Below are 18301 nucleotides of genomic sequence, written 5' to 3'. Positions count from 1 at the left end.
GGACTACTCCTAGTGTTTGCACTAGGACTTGCAGCCTTCAGCCTGCCTCAGCAAGGCGGCCGTCACCGGATGGGTACGCGTAATCGGAAAGAATGACTTTGAAGCAGCGATCCGATTGGGCTGGGCAAAACGGCTCCCAGGAAATGATGGAGATTTGGATGTTAAGCAGGGCCTCGCGCACTGCGGGCGCGAGCCGTTCCGCACGCGGGGTCGGAACGAGTTCGCGGCCAACCATGGTAAAAAGGTCGTCATTGAAATAGGTGCGCAACCTGCCGACGGCCGCGCTCATGGCCGGCTGGCTCAGGTTAATGGTGCGTGCCGCCGCCGTGAGATTACGCTCCGCCATCAGGGCGTCGAGTGCGACGAGGAGATTTAGATCAAGGCCCTTGAAGCGCATGTCTTCATCTACCCGTCGCGAGGTGTCGAGAAGGGTGACGAGGCTTGGCAGGCAAAAGCTTGCCTTCTTCCCAGCGTATCCGCTTCCGACATGGAATTCGTTTTAAGCAAAAGAAATGAAGGGCCATGAGCACGATCGAGCTGACTGCATAGAAGAATGGGCAGGTGACGTTAAAGCCGGCTGCAGAGCGGCTTTGAATCGTGATTGCCGCCACCCACTCGACGGACGCCGGGCAAAGCCGCCGATCTCATCAGCCTGCACCACCTGAGGGGGCATGCTGACCTAGCGAAGTCGGGATCTGTGCGAGCACACATTGGCCTGTCGCATGCGCGATTTTGTGCTTCCGGTTCCAATGGGAAAGCAGGGTGAGATGCGGTAGACCACAGTGCTTCAGCCTCCGACGACGCCCCAAAGTCTGGGACTGGGCAGAGGGGAAGATCAACGACACAACAAGCCTTGTGCCAGCAGCGCCGACAAAGAGCCCGAGCGTTACAGCGAAAGCCAGAAGAGCATTGTCATTCATTTCTGTGGCGCCTCGCTTGATGCTCTATGTTGAAATTGAACCAGAAGTGCACTTTCGACACCTTGTCGTTCGGGACACCGAAGAACCAGGGATTCGAGCGACACGGCCTGCGCTTGCAGGACATCAGGGGAAAGTTCCAGCGCCTCAGCATGCAACTACGGAGCTCGACGACGATTTTTGAGAAGAAACCAGGGAAGACTCCGCCGCCCTTGGCCGAGGCAAAAGAACAACCGGCGTGCACACGTCGTCGGAATTGAGGACATTTTCGTCGTGCGCAATGACAACGCTGAGCATCGGCATCTTACCCCTGCGGCTTCTCTAAAATGGAGCCTGGTTCGCCTCCTCCTACCGGCCACGGCCGGAGCGGGACATGATTGAGGACGGAGCGGATTACAATCCCGGCCATCCAGTGTTGGAATCATGCACGACTGGGAGGTCTGGTCGTGCAGGCGGGCCTCAGTGCCCAGGTCTTCGTCAATGCAGCATTACGCGAGATCGGTAAAATCGATTGTATGGATGGACCCCATTCTCGTTATGGATGATGAACGCAAGCAGCGGCCGCCGGTGCTGAGAAGAACAATGGGCACCGGAACGCTGCCGACCACAGATGGTCCCTGAAACGAAAACAGAGCGCACGATCGAAAGGCAAATGGCCTTCACTGGATCGGAAGATTTTGCATCCGGACGGATGCACGTTCGTCCCAGTACGCAAAGGAGATGCGGCTATCGCGCACAGCGAAGACGCCACATCCTCGCCGGCCGGATGGATCGCGCCATTCGAGTACTGCGCTAGCACCTATTTCGTATATGACCTCTGGAACGCAGGTCATTCCCGCAACCGCGAAATCCTGCTCAAACATTTCCTGGATTGCAGAGCGACCTTCGACAGAACGCTGCTTTGCTGGAAGGTGCAGGGCATCTTCTCGATACAGTTCTGCAAGGGCGACCGCGTCACGCCTGTTGAAGCGTCTAATCCACTCTTCGACGATTTCACGCGGCTTCATCGAGAATGTTCCATCTGCCGGCTAGGATCATTGGAGCACGCCTGAAGTACGACTCCTTGACCGTGATGAGGAGCACTCAAGAACGCCTCGTCAGTGTTCAAGAACGTTGGACCCGCACGCCCTTGCAAGACACCTTGGCGGGGGCCTCGTAGATACATCAGAGAATGCCGCTCCCGTATCGAGCGCTATTCGTACCAAGACTTCGCAAAGGGGTGTCATTTCTCCTCCATCCATTTGTCGAGAAAGTCCACGATCTTGAGCGCAAGGGCGACCGGGTCCTCTTTGACCGTCTTCAGATGGAGTTCCGGGTTCTCCGGCGCCTCATAGGGTGAGGAGACGCCGGTGAAATTTGCGATCTTTCCGGCAAAAGCCTTCTGATAAAGCCCCTTCGGATCGCGCCGCGCTCATTCGTCGATCGGCGTGTCGATGAAGATCTCGATGAACTCGCCCTCTTCCATCAATTCGCGCGCCATGCGGCGTTCGTCGCGGAACGGCGAGATGAAGGACACCAGAACGATCAGGCCGGCATCGGCCATAAGCTTGGCCACCTCCGCTACGCGGCGAATGTTCTCGACACGATCCTCCTCGGTAAAACCGAGATCCCGATTGAGCCCGTGGCGCACATTGTCGCCATCGAGCAGGTAGGTGTGCTTGCCGCGGGCATGCATGATGCGGTCGAGCGCGTTTGCGATCGTCGACTTGCCGGAACCGGAAAGCCCGGTGAACCAGAGCACGGCAGGGCGCTGGTTCTTCAGCGCGCTGCGCGCGCTTTTATTCACCTCAAGTGCATGCCAATGGACGTTGTCGGCGCGGCGGAGCGGGAAGTCGATCATGCCGGCGCCGACGGTGGCGTTTGTCACACGGTCGACGAAAATGAAGTTGCCGGTCGCCCTGTTGTCCTTATAGGCGTCGAAGGCGACGGGTGACTGCGTCGAGATGTTGCAGACGCCGATCTCGTTCATCTGTAGCGATTTCGCGGCTTCGCGGACGAGGCTGTTGATGTTCACCTGGTGCTTGAGGGTCGTCACCGTTGCGCTGACGCTGTCGGTTTCGGTTCTGAGGATGTAGCTCCGCCCCGGGAACATCGGACTTGCATCGAACCAGATCACATGCGCCTGGAACTGGTCGGCCACGTACGGCTGCGCGGCAGGGGGGACCAGCATGTTGCCGCGCGAGACATCGACCTCGTCGGCAAGGACGAGTGTCACGGCCTCCCCCTCCCCCGCCGCGTCGCGGCTCCCGGCATAGGTCACGATCTCCTTGACTGTGGATCGCTGGCCGGATTTGGCGACGACCACCGGATCGCCGACGGAGATATGGCCCGACGCAACCTGGCCTGCATAGCCGCGGAAGTCCGCGTTCGGCCGCATCACCAGTTGGACCGGAAACCGGAACGGCCGCTCCTTTGCGGGTGGGTCGAAATCCACTGTTTCCAGGTATTGGAGGAGTGCCAGCCCCTTGTACCACGGCGTGTTTACAGAGGCCGAGATTACATTGTCGCCGAACCGCGCCGAGATCGGGATCGGCTGGATGCTGGCAAAGCCGAGTTCCCTGGCAAAGGCCAGATAGTCGGTTGCGATCTCGTCGAAGACCTGCTGGCGGAAGTCGACGAGATCGATCTTGTTGACCGCCAGAACCACATGGCGGATGCCGAGCAGCGAGGCGATATAGGAATGACGCCGGGTCTGCTGGAGAATGCCCTGGCGGCTGTCGATCAGGATGATGGCGAGATCGGCCGTCGAGGCGCCCGTCACCATATTGCGGGTATATTCCTCGTGGCCGGGCGTGTCGGCGACGATGAATTTGCGCTTCGCCGTGGCGAAATAGCGGTAGGCGACGTCGATGGTGATCCCCTGTTCGCGCTCGGCCTCAAGGCCGTCGAGAAGCAGCGCCAGGTCGATCTCACTGCCGTTCGCCGCGCCGACGCGTCCGAGATTGGCCAATTGATCCTCGAAGATCAGCTTCGCATCATAGAGCAAACGCCCGATCAGCGTCGACTTGCCGTCGTCGACGGAGCCGCAGGTGATGAATCGAAGGATCGATTTGTTGTCGTGCTCGGCGAGATGCGCCGCCAGGTCGTGCGGCGGTATCGGAGGCATATGCGACATCAGAAGTACCCCTCCCGCTTCTTCTTTTCCATCGCCGCGACTTCGTCCGTGTCGATCAGGCGACTCTGCCGCTCCGACGTGCGCGCCGTCATGATCTCCCGCACTATGTGCGGAACCGTGGCAGCCTCGGATTCGACCGCGCCTGTCAGTGGATAACAGCCGAGCGTACGGAAGCGGACCATCCGCTCCACGACCTCTTCGCCGGGTTCGAGCGGCATGCGGCCGTCGTCGACCATGATCAGCATGCCGCCGCGGCTCACCACCGGCCGGCGCGCCGCAAAGTAGAGCGGCACGATCGGGATATTTTCCTGATGGATGTATTGCCAGATATCGAACTCGGTCCAATTGGAGAGCGGGAACACCCGCATCGTCTCACCGGCACCGACGCGGGTGTTGTAGGTCTTCCACATCTCCGGCCGCTGGCGCTTCGGGTCCCAGCCGTGCTGGGCGTTGCGGATCGAGAACATGCGTTCCTTGGCCCGCGACTTCTCCTCGTCCCGCCGCGCTCCCGCCAAAGCCGCGTCGAAGCCGTATTTCTCGAGGGCTTGCCTCAGCGCCATCGTCTTCATGACGTGGGTGTGCAGGTTGGACCCATGCGTAAAGGGATTGATACCCTGCTCGACGCCGTCCTGGTTGACATGGACGAGAAGTTTGAAGTCGCGTTCTCGCGCCATCCTATCGCGAAACTCGATCATTTCCCGGAATTTCCACGTCGTGTCCACATGCAGGAAGGGAAAGGGCGGCTTTGCCGGAAAGAACGCCTTCATCGCCAGATGCAGGAGAACGGACGAGTCCTTGCCGATCGAATAGAAGACAACCGGGTTCGAAAACGTCGCGACTACTTCTCGAAGGACATGAATGGCTTCGGCTTCAAGTCTCCGGAGATGGGAAAGAGACATGTCACTTACCCCACCGGCACCAATGCGTCATCAAGCTCGAAGAATCTCGCGTAAGGTCCGCCTGCGAAATGACGCCGCAACTCTTCGAAATTTTCTACGGTTTCGTCCAGCGGCCGCTGTTCCAGGCGCTGAAGGGTACCGCTGCCTGAAAGTTGCAACGCAGGAACGCCCAGAAATCGCCAGGCGGCTTCCAGACATCCGGTGGGTTCACGCAGAAGTCTCTCATACTCGATCTCAAGCAACCTGTTCGAAGCGACGGAGTGCGCGACGCGAGCATGAAACTCATCAGCGGCCTTGAAGTAGTCCTCGCAGGTGTCGATCGACAAGTTGACGCGCGGCGGCGGAGCCGTATCGTCGTCCGAACTGAATTTCAGCCATTGGCGGCTTTGCCTTGCCTGCACCAGCGAACGCAGCGACTCCAAGGTGTTCCTGCGAGACAAAAGGATGACCTTGAGCCCTGGCCAGCGCGCCAGCTCGCTGAAAAAGCTCGGACGTTCCTGAAACTGCGGTTCGTTGATCTTGCATCCAACATGCGTGACCTTCTTGTCGCTCCGCATGGGAAATCGCAGATAGGCAAGTTCCAGAAGCTCGCGATCGCTGCTTAGCAGGCGATCCTTATCGGGCCAATTCGCGTCGTACGTGTTAAGCAGCTCACCGTTGCTCAACACGTTCGGATGCTCATTCAGCAACTCTTCAAGGTAGTGCGTTCCAGTTCTCGGCATTCCAAGGATCGCAAATGGCTCAGGCGCCGGTGCGGTGTTGGTCATTGCACGTGTTCCCGACTCAAATAATTCGTGAAAGTTTGGGTGGCGCCAGCATAACGAACTCGCCCACCCCGATCGGCGCGAGTCCAGTTTCACCCGCGTGACTTGCTCAAAAATTGGCGTAGGTTGCAGCAGGGAGGCCGCCGCGGCTCATGGTGCCGTCGTTCCATAGCGCTGATAGATCGATTGGATACCATCCAGGACTTCGCGTGACAGGTTGACTTTCAGGCTGGCGATGTTGTGCTGCAGTTGCTGCACAGAGGTGGCCCCTATCAGGGTGGTTGCCACAAATGGCCGGCCCCTGACGAACGACAACGCGCCGTGCACTGGATCGATGCCATGTTCACGGAAGAGCGTCGTATATGCGAGTGCCGCGTGCTGAGCCCTCTCGTTGCTGTAGCGGAAGAACCGTCCGAACAAGTTCAGCCGCGAGCCAGTTGGCCGGTGACCTCCGAGGTATTTCCCGGTCAGCGTGCCCATTGCGAGCGGCGAATACGCGAGGAGGCCCACCTGTTCGCGCAGCGCCATCTCGGCGAGACCATATTCGAAATCCAGGTTGAGCAGATTGTAAGGACTCTGAGTGCTTATCACGCGTGCTAGCCCTTGTGCTTCCGCGTGATGCAGGAAGCGCGCAAGACCCCAAGCTGTCTCGTTGCAGAGCCCGATGTGACGAACGCGACCGCTGTCGACGAGTGCGCTCAACGCTTCCAGCGTCTCCAGGATCGCAACAGTATCGTCGTCCAGCTCGTACTGGTAGTCGAGCAGCTGGAAGACGTTAGTGCTTCGGTCTGGCCAATGCAGCTGGAAGAGATCGATATAATCCGTCTCAAGCCTTCGGAGACTGGCGTCCACGGCCTCGAACAGATTGGCGCGAGTATAGCTGACCCGGCCGTCGCGCACATAAGGCAAGTTCGCTTTTCCTGCCCGAGCAGGCCCGACGGCTTTTGTTGCGAGCACAATGTCCTGCCTGCGGCCGGTCTTTCGTATCCAGCTGCCGATGCAACGCTCTGTCAGGCCATGCGTCTCCAGGCGGGGCGGCACGGGGTACATCTCTGCGGTATCGACAAAGTTTATGCCGGCATCGAGGGCCGCGTCCATCTGCGCGTGCGCCTCCGCTTCGGTATTCTGCTCTCCCCAGCTCATTGTGCCCAGGCCGAGCACGCTTATCTTCAGACCGCTACGGCCAAGTTCGCGACACTGCATCGCGATTCTCCTTCTCGTGTAATCGTGAGTGGCGTCACGACATCAGGCGCCGACGAAACAGTGCCGCCGACAGAAAGAACGGCAAGATTGCGTAGAGGCAAAGCGCGCCCATATGCAGGCCCATGCTGCCCGCCGGCCGGCCCAGCATTGCCGGACGTATGAGGTCGATTGCATGCGCTAGTGGCAAGAATTGCGCTGCCTGCTGAAAGGTCTGGGGCAGCTGCGTTATTGGAAACACCGCGCCGCACAAGAACAGCATTGGTGTGAGGACAAGCGTCTGGTAAAAAATGAAGTAGTCGTAGCTGGGCGCAAGCGACGTGACCACCATCGCCAGGCTCGCGAAGGCAAATCCAGTGAGCACGATGACCGGTAGCGCATAAAGGACGGACGGCCACGTCGCATAGCCCAGCACGGTGGCGACAATCATAATACCCGTACCGGCGAGAAACGCCTTGCTGGCTGCCCATGCCAACTCACCGAGAACGATGTCGCCGAGCGTCATTTGTGTGTAGAGGATCCCTTCCCAGGTTCGCTGGGAGTTCATTCGCGCGAAAGCCGCGTAAATCGTCTCGAATGTCGCAGACGTCATCGCGCTTGTCGCCACCATGCCGCCTGCAAGGAACGCAATGTAAGACGTGCCGTCGACGCGACCTACAACAAGGCCGAGGCCAAGGCCGAGGCCGAACAGGTAGATCATAGGATCGGCCAGGTTCCCGAGAATTGACGCAAGTGCTACTTTCCTCCAGGCCAGATAGTTGCGTCGCCACACCGCGATCCAGTTCCAAGCGTTGGCGGGCAGAGCCGCGGCAAAACCTTCACCCATAGCTCACTTCTCCATCTCTCGCCCGGTCAGCCGCAAAAACACATCCTCGAGATTCGGCGGACGTTGCAGAACACGCAATCCTGAGCGCTCGCGCAGCCGCACTCGCACCTTTTCCGGATCGGGGGCGTAGCAAAAGAGTGTCTCGCCGCTGACTTCGATGCGATCGGCATATGGTCTGATCAGAGAGTCCAGTTCATGCGGATTGCCGCCATAGATCTCGATGACCTCGCACCCGATCAGTTCATCGATCAGCGCGTGCGGACGCCCTTCTGCGATGTTGCGACCTCTTTCGAGCACACAAAGCCGATCGCATAACCGCTCAGCCTCTTCCATGAAGTGGGTCGTCAAGATAATCGTCTTGCCGCGCGCCAGCAGGAAACGCAGGCGCTCCCAGATCAGGTGGCGTGCGTGCGGATCGAGACCGGTGGTCGGCTCGTCCATGACAAGCAGCTGCGGGTCATTGATCAATGCACGTGCAAGCGTCAGGCGCCGCTTCATGCCGCCCGAAAGTTGGGAGACCCGCGCATCTATCTTGCTCTCCAGGCGTGCGAACTCAAGAAGCGACGGCATGACCGCTTTGATCTTGCGTGTGTTCATGCCGAAGTAGCGTCCGTAGACCAGCAGGTTCTCGCGTACCGTGAACTCAGGGTCGAGGTTGTCGAATTGGGGGACCACGCCGATGCCCCTTCTCGCCAAGCGAGCCCTTGCCGGCACCGGCACGCCGAGCACAGTGATCTTCCCCGCATCAGGCGATGTCATGCCGAGGATCATACGCGCAATCGTGCTTTTGCCCGCGCCGTTCGGTCCAAGCAGCCCGAAGCATTCCCCCGGGGCAACGCTGAACGACAGCTTGTCGACCACAACCTTGTCGCCATAGGTCTTGCTTACGCCGGAAAGGTCGATTGATGTCATGGACATGCGCTCATCTTACCGTGAGGGCCGACTGGTTACCGTGAGGGTCGACTGGCGTTTCTTCAGTTGCCTGCGTTTTCGTAAACAGCAAGCCGTCGCACCATATGTTGTCGATGCGTCCCCATTCGCAGGCTGCAGCTGCATCCGGGAAAAAGCCTCGTCCATGGTAATTTGCACTCGTGTTGCAAAGCAGCGGAATGCCCGTGAGTTTTTCATATTCGACGAGTAGCTCGGCGACTTCATGAAGAGAGTGCCTGGACATGGTCTGCAATCGTGCCGATCCATCGAGATGGACAACGGCCGGAATTTTGTCCTGCCATTCCATCCGAGTCTGATGATCGAACAGCATATAGGGATCCGGAGTTCCAGGGTTGAATACATCCGGTGCCCGGTCTTCCAGGCATATCGGCGCCACCGGCCGGAAGTGTTCGCGAAATTTGACGTCGTTCAGAAAATCCTTCATTTCCGGTGAAGTCGCGGCTGCCAGAATGCTTCGGCCTCCCAACGCCCGAGGCCCAAGCTCGGCGGGCCCGGAAAGGAAAACCACGGGCTTGTTGCTGGCGAGGATAGTGGCAAGTTCCGGCATGCCGCACAGCTGGGCCTTCCATCCCGGCGGCACACGCCCAATCTGCAAGGCCGGGCCGCTGTAGACCGACCATTCCAGGGGCACGAAGCCTTGCTGCTCCACCATTGCGCAGCAAGCGGCACGGATTGCCGAGCCGCTGTCATTCGGAAATGGCGGTACCCAGACGGCATCGAACAGGCCCGTCTCCCGCAGTGCACTGTTCCATTTGATATTGAGACCGCAGCCCCCGGCTATACACAAGTTCTGCGGCCCCGGAAACGAATGGCGCCGCACAGCATTTGTCATTTCGTGGACAAGGAGACGCTCAAGGAAGAGATGAAACGACGCAAGCACGTCTTCAGGTGCCTTCGTCTCCAAACGCATCACGCTGGCTTCGAAGAAATCATGCACAGCTGCGAGCGAGGACTCGGCGTCCGTGATGTTGGCGCGATAGCGACTGGCAAGCTCCGTATCGGCCGCAAAGTGCTCCTCGTAAAGCTCCTGAAACACCGCGACGATATCTTCATCAACCGACCCAAGCGCGATATAGGCCATCAACTTCCCAGCAACCCCTAGGTCCCAACCTCCCCGGCTCGCCTTCTTATAGGGTCCGAAATAATGGCCCGCCGCAGCGTAGGCCTGGCCTATCACAGGGAACAGGCATTCGAGGAACCGTGCGCCTCGGCCGTCCACGGAATAGAGGCGCGGAAAGATGCAGCCGTCCCAAACGAGGCAGAATGCAGGTTGCCCGGTGTTGGCAAAGGGGCTGGTGCAGTATGCGGAGGCCACGTGGCCCGTAACATGAGGATAGCTTTTATAAGGAAATGCGCGGTCGTCGAGAATGAGTCCAGAGCCGTCGAGGGAATCGAGAAGGCCATCGGCATGGCGTTCGACATAAGGCGCCCCTTTTAGGGTTAAGGGTGCCACTCCACTGAGGACCTGGAACTGTGACTCGTCCTCACCATCCCAGCCGTCGATAACGAATTGATCAATATCGCGCGGATTGAGACCGTGTTGCGCCAAAGCGGCGACGATTGCGTCGAGATTGTCGACGGTTTGATATCGCGGATTGTTGTCCCGCTTCTCCTGCTCAATGCAGAAGACGAGCCGTCCATCCTCGACAAGCGCGATCGCCCCGTCATGGGTCAGCTTGATACCACAGATGCGCATAGTGTCTCCATGTCTAACGTCGACGGTTCAGTTCGTCAGGAAGCAGAAACCGGATTCCGGAAACGGGCGAGCAAGCAGTCTTCGTTGACCGACTCACCCCGGCACTCGAGCCGCCCTACCTCGAGCAAAGTTTCGTTCAGCATGCCGACGATCGTCTCAGCACCAGCGACGTGGCCCCAGCGACGACAATTGGCGTCGCGCGCCGATCCGAAAACCAGATGTCCACCTGGCGCCAGCATCCGCACCAAATTGCGCACGGCCGCCCGCATCTCGGCTATTCCTCCAACGTAGTAGAGCACTTCCGCCACAACGATCAGATCAAACCGCTCATCAGGTGCAAACTGTTGAACATCAGAGACTATCCAGCTGATGTGCGGCGGGTCCTTCATGCGTCGGCGCGCTTTTTCTATAGCTTGAGGCACAACATCGATCACGGTGAGGCGTTGGCAGTGGGGTGCTAGCTGCACCGTGAAGGCGCCGGCAGCGCACCCCACTTCGAGCGCATTTGCGATAGATCCCTGGGCAAGCGACAGGCGGAGCATTTGAGTGTGACGCTCACGCTCGAATGGATTGGCATCGAGTCCCCACGGATCGTCTGTGGCCAGTTCCCGATTCAGCAATTGATAATTGTCGATCTGTGTCAACTCGTTCACCTCGGGTATGTAGCTCTTACTCGTCGCTGCAAATGCATTCAGACGTCACTAGCCTCGAAGAGTCGCGCGCAAGGTTGAGCCTTCGAAGTGGTGTCGTATGTCCCGAACATTCTGTAGTGCGAGATTCAGGAGTCGAACGTTGGATGGGGGCCTGTTCCGCCGCTTTTTTCGACGAGGTGCCAGCAGAGCTGCGCGACAGCCAGTCGCTATTGCTCAGTGTGCACAGTGCGTAGGCCTTCAAGGGCAGCAACAGAAAAATGTTGATGAATGTGTGCAGAGAAAAGCCCAGGAATCGAAGCTGGCGGGCCCGAAACGCCACAATGCTGCAGCGAATCATGGTCATCGCCACAATCATCAGGACTGTCCACCAAGGCGCGGTCCCTGTCAGTGCGAGCTGTGCGAGCGCTGTTAGTACCGATAGCGCCAGAAGCAACGGTCCGAGATTCTGTCCGACCACGTCCAGTGTCAGAAAGCGATTGAGGCCGGGCAGCAGGCGCAGCCCAAGCAACGTATCCCGGAACGTGCTCCGTGCCCAGCGCAGTTGTTGGCGCAGATACGGACCTAGTTTATTCGGAACGACTGTAGCTGCGATGGCGCTTGGCACGTACTCGGTTCGAAAGCCTGCCTTCAGCATGAGAATGGTGAGATGCCGATCCTCACCGAAGTCGCTTGGCTTCCCCCGAAAAAATTGTGACTCGTATTGGTCCAGCAGCATAACGAGCGCAGAGCGGCGGTACATAGCACATGGGCCGCAGCAGCACATAACGGCACCGAAGCGAGCCTGTGCCGCACGCTCCTCGTTGCAAGCCAGCCAGTACTCCATATCGATCAAACGGGTCAGCCAACTGTCGCTTCGGTTGCTGGCCGTCAACTGCCCCATGGCCGCGCCGACGGCCGGATCCTGCATCTTGGGTACAAGCTTCGTGATGACATCGGACGCGAGTATCGTGTCAGAGTCAACGTTTAACACCAGATCTCCATGAGAGCGGCGTATCGCAGCGATCTGTGCCTTGCGCTTTCCGACATTCTGAGGAAGCAGAATGATATCGAACCTGGGGTCGCGCACGAAGGTCTCGTGCACGGGTCGCAACGCGTCGCGATTGCCAGAACCGTCATCCACCACATAGACGCGCATTTCCCCGGGGTATTGCTGATCTGCGATGGAAGCCAGGCACTCAGACAGCGTGCCCGGGTCTTCGTTGAAGCAAGGGACGATGACGTCCACGCTCGGCAGCTGGTCGAAGCCGACCGGGCGCTTAGACGCCGATGAATCGAATGCCGGCTGAGAGTAAACGGCCTGCATGCTTTTATAAGCAGTCGAGAGCAGCGCATAAAGCGAGATGGCGACGGTGCTGGTTGTATCAAGAAAATTCATGGGATCTCTTCTTCAGTGATCTTGAGGAAGCGAGCGGATTACAAAACCGCGGCCATGCAAGGCCGGAATTAGGCTGGATAGCGCCAAGATGGTCTGCGCGCGCAGATTGCGGCCAGTGCCGGGCTGCATTTCGTTGGGAGGACATCCGTCGTGCAAGAGCACAATTGCGCCCGGCCGGACAGAGTCGAGCACTGCATCAACAATGGCGTCAACGCCAGGGCAGGACCAGTCTCGAGGATCGACCGACCAATGGACCCCGGTCAGCCCAGCCTTCGCCGACGCCGTCAGCACTTCTTCGCTCCAGATGCCATACGGAGCACGGATGTGCCGCACCGAGGCGTGAGGGGACGCCGCCTTGATGGCTCTGTTCGCCTCGAGTATTTCACGCTCTACTTCGCCTGGTCCGCATTTGGACAGGTCCGGATGTGTCATCGTGTGGTTGGCGACTTCGTGCCCTTCTGCGACCATTCGTTGGACGAGGCTCGGCTGGTCGGCCGCGAACTGGCCGATGACGAAGAATGTTGCCGGGACCCGGTGTTCCGCCAGCACATCGAGAATTGCCGGAGTGCAAAATGGATGAGGACCGTCGTCGAACGTCAAGTAAACGCTGCGCTGAGCGGTATCGTCACTGCCCTCACTGTGCACCTCAGACAAGCAATCGAGGTGGGTCATAGCTCTGGCCCGTTCCGATCGATTATCTTGCCGGCGGGCCAGTCCGAGATCGACCGTCCAACGGGCAGGACGATGACAAGGGGATCCTCGACGCGCGTGGGCGGCAGGTCGGTACGCGCGTGTGGCAGCGTGGAGCGTACGCTGATCCCAGACATAACAGTCACCAGACCGTGTCGGCCGAACCTCTCAACGTGTTTCCGCAGCTGGTTGCGGACGGTACCGAATGCGAATGGAACTTGAAGCTCCTGCAGTGTTGGAAGCATGACATGTATCGAGTGGGCAATTCCGAGTCCCTCGAGATCCGGACGCACCCCATACAAGCCGAGTTCAGCCACCAGCAGGTCGACTCCGTCAACCTTGATGAAACGGCGCAGCAGGCCCATGTGGGCCGCTACACCGCTGGAATCGTAGGCGATGGCACGAAGCTCAGGTCTTGCCCCGGCCCAGCTTTGACTGCCTTCGAACGGCTTCGCGTTAAACGCCCCTGTCGGCCCGTAGGTCTTTCGAAAAAAGTCGCAGAGCTCTACATGTTCGGAGAGTTGCAACTCGTTTTCCCAGCATAGACGCCATTGCACCTCAGAGCGCATGCAAAGACCTCCTCATTTTTGCTGCTGCTAGCGCCCGATCACACGATCGAAGCTGCGAGCGATGTTGAACGTCAGAGGCGGTCGTCAGCGATCGCGATGACCTGTAACTGGAACGCTAGAACCATTCGTAGCACCACGTTCCAGAACTGCCTGGGCTGCCTAACCACTCCGGTCCCTTCCTGCGCCACTCGCAAAATGCGCCGTCGATGGATCTTGATTTCCGTCAAGTGATGGGCTTCTAATGGAGCAGGCCAATGAATTCGTAAAATCGATTGTTTGGATGGCATGCATCGACGGCATGGATGGCTCAGCAGCTGTGAGCTAATTCAGCCTGTGTCGTGCTGGACCCCTGACGGGCAAGCTGGCGGGCGCTCAGCATCAAAAGATCAGTCCCGCGCGGCCGTCGTGGTTATCCACCCGTTGAGAATGTCCTCAGATCAAAAACTGCGAGACAACATCTGCGCGCCTGAGCATGGGATTGGGCGGACAGCCGTCGGTTGAGACGGTCGTTGCTCCCTCTCAAGACGTCGCCCAAATGCACCCGCATCCTAGGGCCAGCAATTGCAAAGCGCCAAGCATGCCTGCAGTGCATTCAAATATGGATGCATGGCATCCATATAATCGATTTTACCAATGTTGCGGAAAGCTGCATGGAGGAACGACGCGAATTCTCGTGCAACACCACTTGAACCGTCGCGTCTAATGTTAACTGCTACACGACCTATGCGAGGACATGCGACCACTACACGAATACAACACCGTATTTCGATGAGGTACGGCTTTCACTTCGCGCAAGGCCTCACGCGAAATTCTTCGTGATTGTGTGCGTCTGCCTGGTCTTGGCGGCCACTAAGCAAAATGAAGACTGGCCACAGGGTACATTGAACAAAGTTCCAGTGTGGAACTACAGATGCAGCTGGCCCGCTCAGCTTCGTTGCACAGGGAACTGAAACAGGAATTTGGGTGAGGGCAATGGCCGATCAACTGGCAACCGAGATTATCGAAAAGATAAAAGCTCATGCGGACAAAGACAAAAAAATTACGATGGACTCAGAGCTCGGAGATCTTGAAATCCACTCGCTCGAATTGACCGAGATCGTCTTTGATCTCGAGGTCGCCTACGGCATTGAGATCGAGATGAGCACTTCCGAGGCCTGGAGCAACCTCAAGAACGTCGGCGACCTCGTCGAGGCGACACGCGCTTTGATTACAGCTAAGAGTTAGCTTTCGCATGGCCCGGTCCCGTATCGTATTAACCGGCCTCGGCGGCATCTGCGGCTTGGGCGTCAACGTGCCATCCATCTGGGAAGCGATGCGCGCAGGCCGATCGGCGATCGGCGAGATCACCAGGATCCCCCTCCATAAGACGAAAATCCGCACCGGGGCAGAGGTCAAGCAGTTGCCCGAGTTCGAGTTCGATCGCAAGCGTCTTGCGACGATGGACCGCTACAGCCTGCTGGCTGTTCTCGCCGCCGGCGAGGCGCTTCGGCAATCGGGGCTCACCGTCGACAATGTCAACACCGATCGCATCGGCGCGGTCGTCGGCACAGCTATCTTCGGTGCTGAGACGCTCGAAGAGAACTATCGCGGGCTCTTCATCGACGGGAAATCACACACGAATGTCTTTGCGGTGCCTCGCTCCATGCCAGGCGCACCGGCCAGTCAGGTAAGCATGGTCTACGGGCTGCGTGGGCCCGTGTTCGGCGTAACGTCGGCCTGCTCGTCGTCAAACCACGCGTTCATATCTGCGATCGACCAGCTGAGGCTCGGCAGGGCTGACGTCATGTTGGCTGGCGGTACCGACGCGCCGTTCGCCTTTGGTGTGTTGAAGGCTTGGGAGGCGCTGCGCGCCGTCGCCCGCGAGACTTGCCGGCCGTTTTCTGCCGATCGAGACGGCCTGGTGCTCGGCGAAGGCGCGGGCATGGCGGTCCTCGAGACCTATGAGCACGCCGTGGCGCGCGGCGCTCCGATCCTTGCCGAGCTTGCGGGCACTGGAATGTCCGCAGACGCATCCGACATTGTCGCACCGACCGTCGAAGGCCCGATCGCCGCAATCAAGGCCTGCCTTGCCGATGCCGGGCTCCTGCCTGAGGACATTGATTATGTCAACGCGCACGGCACAGGCACCAAATACAACGACCGGCTCGAGACCCAGGCAATTCGCCGCGTCTTCGGCAGTCACGCCGATGTCCTTTCGGTTTCCTCGACCAAGTCGATGCATGCCCACTGCATGGGGGCATCCGGCGCTCTGGAGCTGATCGCCTGTGTCATGGCGCTCCGCGACGGGCTAATCCCGCCGACTGCAAACTACCGGGAGAAGGATCCGGAGTGCGACCTCGATGTGACACCCAGCACTTCGCGCCAGCGCAAGGTGCGGGCAGCGATCAGCAATTCTTTCGCCTTCGGCGGCACCAACGCCGTGCTGGCAATTACGGCGGCCTGACGGCTCCTGCGAAGGAGTCGCACTGAAATCAGAACAAATTCCGCGGCAAAAAGTCGGCGGCCGGACGGAGCCATCCACGCAAATGCAGTCCCAGGTCCGGGAGGAAGAAAGGCGCAGCCGTTGTCGTGAACGCAATGACGGCATGGGTCCGCGACAGACGCTGCGCACTTAAATTTCAATAGTTTAAGCGTAATTGCTGGAGCAGCTCCTGATGAGGCTGTGATCGGCAAGCCGGTCGAGCATGAAACCACAGTGTTGGCGTATAGAAAAATATCCAACCACGTTCATGCTTTGCTGCATCAGGTCTCGCCGAGTAGGGTACTCAGCCGTGAGCGTCCGCAGTAAGCATGTGGGTACCTCAGGGCACGCTCGCACACATCAAAAGCAATCGAGCTCCCTATAGCTCCGGCCCGTTACGTTCGATCATTGTACCGGCGGGCCAATCGGAGATTGGCCGCCCCACTGGCAGAACGATGACAAGTGCATCTTCGATACGCGTTGGCGGCTTGTCGAGACGAGCATCTGGGAGCGTGGACTGCACGCGAAGCCCCGACAAGACGGTCACTGGACTATGTCGGCCAAGTCTCTCGACATGCCGCTGCAGCGCGTGCCTGACCGTGCCGAAAGCGAACGGAACCTCAAGCTCCTGCAATGTTGGAAGCATGACGCGAATTGAATGACTGATTCCGAGTCTTTCGAGATCCCGACGCACCCCGTACAAGCCAAGTTCAGCCACCAGGAGGTCAACCGCGCCAACCTTGATGAAACGGCGCAACACGCCCAAATGGGCCGCTACACCGTCCGAGTCGTAGGCAATAGCGCGAAGCTCTGGCCTCGCTCCGGCCCAACTTCTGCTGCCTTCGAATGGTTTGGCGTTGAACTCGCCGGTGGGCCCATATGTCTTTTGGAAGAACTCAGCGAGTTCGATATGGTCGGCGAGTTGCAACTCGTTTTCCCAGCACAGCTTCCACCGCACCTCAGAGCCCATGCACAGACCTCTCCTTCTCCGCTGATTATTGGGACAGTTTAGGCGATTGAAAGCACGCTCGATTGGGGCGCGTCTGCCAGCCCATTGAGCTCGTACAATCCTTCGTGGGACCATGTTCCAGAGCTGACAGGCGTTCCAACCACTTTCGGTCACTTCCTGCACCGCTCGCAATTTGCCGACGATGCACTTGATTTCTTTCGATTGACAACGATCTAATGGAGTAAGCCGGTAAATACGTAAAATCGATAGTTTGGATGTCACGCATCCACACCATGGATAATTGAGCAAATGCGTTTCAAGGGCCTTGATTTAAATCTCCTCGTCGCGCTCGACGCGTTGATGACCGAACGGAACCTCACGGCTGCCGCACGCAGCATCAATCTCAGTCAGCCGGCCATGAGCGCGGCGGTCGGGCGCCTGCGCACCTATTTCGACGATGAGCTCTTTACAATGATTGGCCGTGAGCTGATTCCCACACCACGTGCGGAACGGCTTGCCCCGGCGGTTCGCGAGACCCTGCTGCACGTCCAGGTCTCGATCATTTCCTCGGATCCGTTTGACCCGGCCCAGTCGGATCGTCGCTTCAGAATCATCCTTTCCGACTACGCCACAATCGTTTTTTTCGAGAAGATCGTGGAGCGGGCTGCGCGCGAAGCGCCGGGCGTCAGCTTTGAATTTCTGCCTATTGCGGACGACTATGAGGACCTTCTTCGGCGCGGCGACATCGATCTTCTGATCCTGCCGGAAATCTTCATGTCAAACGCTCATCCTCGAGCGAAACTGTTCGAGGAGGTACATGTTTGCGTCGGTTGTCGCGCGAACGAGCAACTGTCAGAGCCGCTTACATTCGAGAAATACATGTCGATGGGGCATGTCGTGGTCAAGTTCGGCAATACGCGCAAGCCATCCCTCGAAGAATGGTATTTGCTCGAACACGGCATGAAGAGACGTGTCGACGTTGTGGTACAGGGCTTCAGCATGATAGCGCCCATGGTATCGGGTACCGAGCGTATAGGGACCATGCCTCTAAGACTGGCACAGCGTTTCGCAAAAACTATTCCGCTGCGGATCGTCGAGCTCCCGTTGCCACTTCCCCCATTCACCGAGGCCGTTCAATGGCCTGCCCTTCACAATAGTGATCCTGCAAGCCTCTGGATGCGCGATATGCTGGTAGAGGAGGCATCCCGCATGGGTTTGCCGCAAGAGTCCAGGTGA

15 protein-coding genes and 2 pseudogenes are annotated in these 18301 nt (G+C 58.5%); 3 read left to right on the top strand and 14 right to left on the bottom strand.

Annotated features, from left to right (window positions below; all coding sequences use genetic code 11):
- Positions 1-79: 79 nt before the first annotated feature.
- From nodD1 to CO656_RS26940, 13 genes and pseudogenes are all read right to left on the bottom strand, one after another.
- A pseudogene (gene nodD1 / locus CO656_RS27000) lies at positions 80-397 on the bottom strand (transcriptional regulator NodD1); the annotation flags it as partial.
- A gap of 1179 nt (positions 398-1576) precedes the next feature.
- The gene (locus tag CO656_RS26995; protein WP_097527839.1) at positions 1577-1924 is read right to left on the bottom strand and encodes a nuclear transport factor 2 family protein; all 348 of its coding nucleotides are present in this window, start codon (positions 1922-1924) and stop codon (positions 1577-1579) included.
- A gap of 215 nt (positions 1925-2139) precedes the next feature.
- Positions 2140-4032: pseudogene (gene cysN, locus CO656_RS26990) on the bottom strand (sulfate adenylyltransferase subunit CysN).
- Complete coding sequence (gene cysD / locus CO656_RS26985) at positions 4032-4931, bottom strand: sulfate adenylyltransferase subunit CysD (RefSeq protein WP_097527838.1); 900 nt, start codon at positions 4929-4931, stop codon at positions 4032-4034. The pseudogene cysN and the gene cysD overlap by 1 nt, the downstream one beginning before the upstream one ends.
- A 5-nt stretch (positions 4932-4936) precedes the next feature.
- The gene (locus tag CO656_RS26980; RefSeq protein ID WP_097527837.1) at positions 4937-5698 is read right to left on the bottom strand and encodes a sulfotransferase; all 762 of its coding nucleotides are present in this window, start codon (positions 5696-5698) and stop codon (positions 4937-4939) included.
- Between the two features lie 147 nt (positions 5699-5845).
- Positions 5846-6898, bottom strand: a complete 1053-nt coding sequence (locus tag CO656_RS26975) for an NADP(H)-dependent aldo-keto reductase (RefSeq protein ID WP_097527836.1) — start codon at positions 6896-6898, stop codon at positions 5846-5848.
- Positions 6899-6932: 34 nt separating this feature from the next.
- Positions 6933-7721 (bottom strand): ABC transporter permease, encoded by a 789-nt coding sequence (locus CO656_RS26970; protein ID WP_097527835.1) that lies wholly within the window; start codon positions 7719-7721, stop codon positions 6933-6935.
- Positions 7722-7724: 3 nt separating this feature from the next.
- Positions 7725-8639, bottom strand: a complete 915-nt coding sequence (nodI, locus tag CO656_RS26965; protein ID WP_097527834.1) for a nodulation factor ABC transporter ATP-binding protein NodI — start codon at positions 8637-8639, stop codon at positions 7725-7727.
- Between the two features lie 4 nt (positions 8640-8643).
- A complete protein-coding gene (gene nodU, locus CO656_RS26960) occupies positions 8644-10368 on the bottom strand; it encodes a nodulation protein NodU (RefSeq protein ID WP_097527833.1) in 1725 nt (574 codons plus the stop codon).
- Positions 10369-10403: 35 nt separating this feature from the next.
- Complete coding sequence (gene nodS, locus CO656_RS26955; RefSeq protein ID WP_097527832.1) at positions 10404-11021, bottom strand: nodulation methyltransferase NodS; 618 nt, start codon at positions 11019-11021, stop codon at positions 10404-10406.
- A gap of 16 nt (positions 11022-11037) precedes the next feature.
- A complete protein-coding gene (gene nodC, locus CO656_RS26950; protein ID WP_097527831.1) occupies positions 11038-12396 on the bottom strand; it encodes a chitooligosaccharide synthase NodC in 1359 nt (452 codons plus the stop codon).
- 12 nt (positions 12397-12408) lie between these two features.
- Positions 12409-13068: a chitooligosaccharide deacetylase NodB gene (gene nodB / locus CO656_RS26945; RefSeq protein ID WP_097527830.1), complete on the bottom strand. Its 660-nt coding sequence runs from the start codon at positions 13066-13068 to the stop codon at positions 12409-12411.
- Complete coding sequence (locus CO656_RS26940) at positions 13065-13655, bottom strand: NodA family N-acyltransferase (RefSeq protein WP_097527829.1); 591 nt, start codon at positions 13653-13655, stop codon at positions 13065-13067. Before CO656_RS26940 ends, nodB begins: the two co-directional genes overlap by 4 nt.
- 972 nt (positions 13656-14627) lie before the next feature.
- Between CO656_RS26940 and CO656_RS26935 the strand changes: the two genes are divergently transcribed.
- Both CO656_RS26935 and CO656_RS26930 read left to right on the top strand, forming a co-directional pair.
- Positions 14628-14879, top strand: coding sequence for an acyl carrier protein (locus tag CO656_RS26935; protein WP_097527828.1), 252 nt, complete (start codon positions 14628-14630; stop codon positions 14877-14879).
- A 7-nt stretch (positions 14880-14886) separates the two neighbouring features.
- On the top strand, positions 14887-16098 hold the full coding sequence (locus tag CO656_RS26930) for a beta-ketoacyl-[acyl-carrier-protein] synthase family protein (RefSeq protein WP_097527827.1): 1212 nt from the start codon (positions 14887-14889) through the stop codon (positions 16096-16098).
- Between the two features lie 397 nt (positions 16099-16495).
- On the opposite strand, the gene CO656_RS26925 is transcribed toward CO656_RS26930, so the two are convergent.
- Positions 16496-17086 carry a NodA family N-acyltransferase gene (locus CO656_RS26925; protein ID WP_097527826.1) on the bottom strand — a complete coding sequence of 197 codons (591 nt, stop codon included), beginning with the start codon at positions 17084-17086 and terminating at the stop codon, positions 16496-16498.
- A 288-nt stretch (positions 17087-17374) separates the two neighbouring features.
- Between CO656_RS26925 and CO656_RS26920 the strand changes: the two genes are divergently transcribed.
- Entirely contained in the window at positions 17375-18301 is a 927-nt protein-coding gene (locus CO656_RS26920; RefSeq protein WP_097527825.1) for a LysR family transcriptional regulator, read from the top strand.

Origin of the sequence: Sinorhizobium sp. FG01 (assembly GCF_002531875.1) — a bacterium.
GTDB classification, from domain to species: Bacteria; Pseudomonadota; Alphaproteobacteria; order Rhizobiales; family Rhizobiaceae; genus Sinorhizobium; species Sinorhizobium fredii_C.
The sequence above is the reverse complement of the archived record's forward strand: the minus strand, read 5'-3'. Positions and strand labels throughout refer to the sequence as shown.

Excerpts from the sequence above, each read along its gene's own strand:
- CO656_RS26935 (WP_097527828.1), top strand. The coding sequence starts at position 14,628 with ATGGCCGATCAACTGGCAACCGAGATTATCGAAAAGATAAAAGCTCAT.
- CO656_RS26925 (WP_097527826.1), bottom strand. The coding sequence starts at position 17,086 with ATGGGCTCTGAGGTGCGGTGGAAGCTGTGCTGGGAAAACGAGTTGCAA.
- CO656_RS26975 (WP_097527836.1), bottom strand. The coding sequence starts at position 6,898 with ATGCAGTGTCGCGAACTTGGCCGTAGCGGTCTGAAGATAAGCGTGCTC.
- nodU (WP_097527833.1), bottom strand. The coding sequence starts at position 10,368 with ATGCGCATCTGTGGTATCAAGCTGACCCATGACGGGGCGATCGCGCTT.
- CO656_RS26980 (WP_097527837.1), bottom strand. The coding sequence starts at position 5,698 with ATGACCAACACCGCACCGGCGCCTGAGCCATTTGCGATCCTTGGAATG.
- CO656_RS26940 (WP_097527829.1), bottom strand. The coding sequence starts at position 13,655 with ATGCGCTCTGAGGTGCAATGGCGTCTATGCTGGGAAAACGAGTTGCAA.
- nodB (WP_097527830.1), bottom strand. The coding sequence starts at position 13,068 with ATGACCCACCTCGATTGCTTGTCTGAGGTGCACAGTGAGGGCAGTGAC.
- CO656_RS26970 (WP_097527835.1), bottom strand. The coding sequence starts at position 7,721 with ATGGGTGAAGGTTTTGCCGCGGCTCTGCCCGCCAACGCTTGGAACTGG.
- nodI (WP_097527834.1), bottom strand. The coding sequence starts at position 8,639 with ATGTCCATGACATCAATCGACCTTTCCGGCGTAAGCAAGACCTATGGC.
- CO656_RS26920 (WP_097527825.1), top strand. The coding sequence starts at position 17,375 with ATGCGTTTCAAGGGCCTTGATTTAAATCTCCTCGTCGCGCTCGACGCG.
- cysD (WP_097527838.1), bottom strand. The coding sequence starts at position 4,931 with ATGTCTCTTTCCCATCTCCGGAGACTTGAAGCCGAAGCCATTCATGTC.
- CO656_RS26930 (WP_097527827.1), top strand. The coding sequence starts at position 14,887 with ATGGCCCGGTCCCGTATCGTATTAACCGGCCTCGGCGGCATCTGCGGC.
- nodC (WP_097527831.1), bottom strand. The coding sequence starts at position 12,396 with ATGAATTTTCTTGATACAACCAGCACCGTCGCCATCTCGCTTTATGCG.
- CO656_RS26995 (WP_097527839.1), bottom strand. The coding sequence starts at position 1,924 with ATGAAGCCGCGTGAAATCGTCGAAGAGTGGATTAGACGCTTCAACAGG.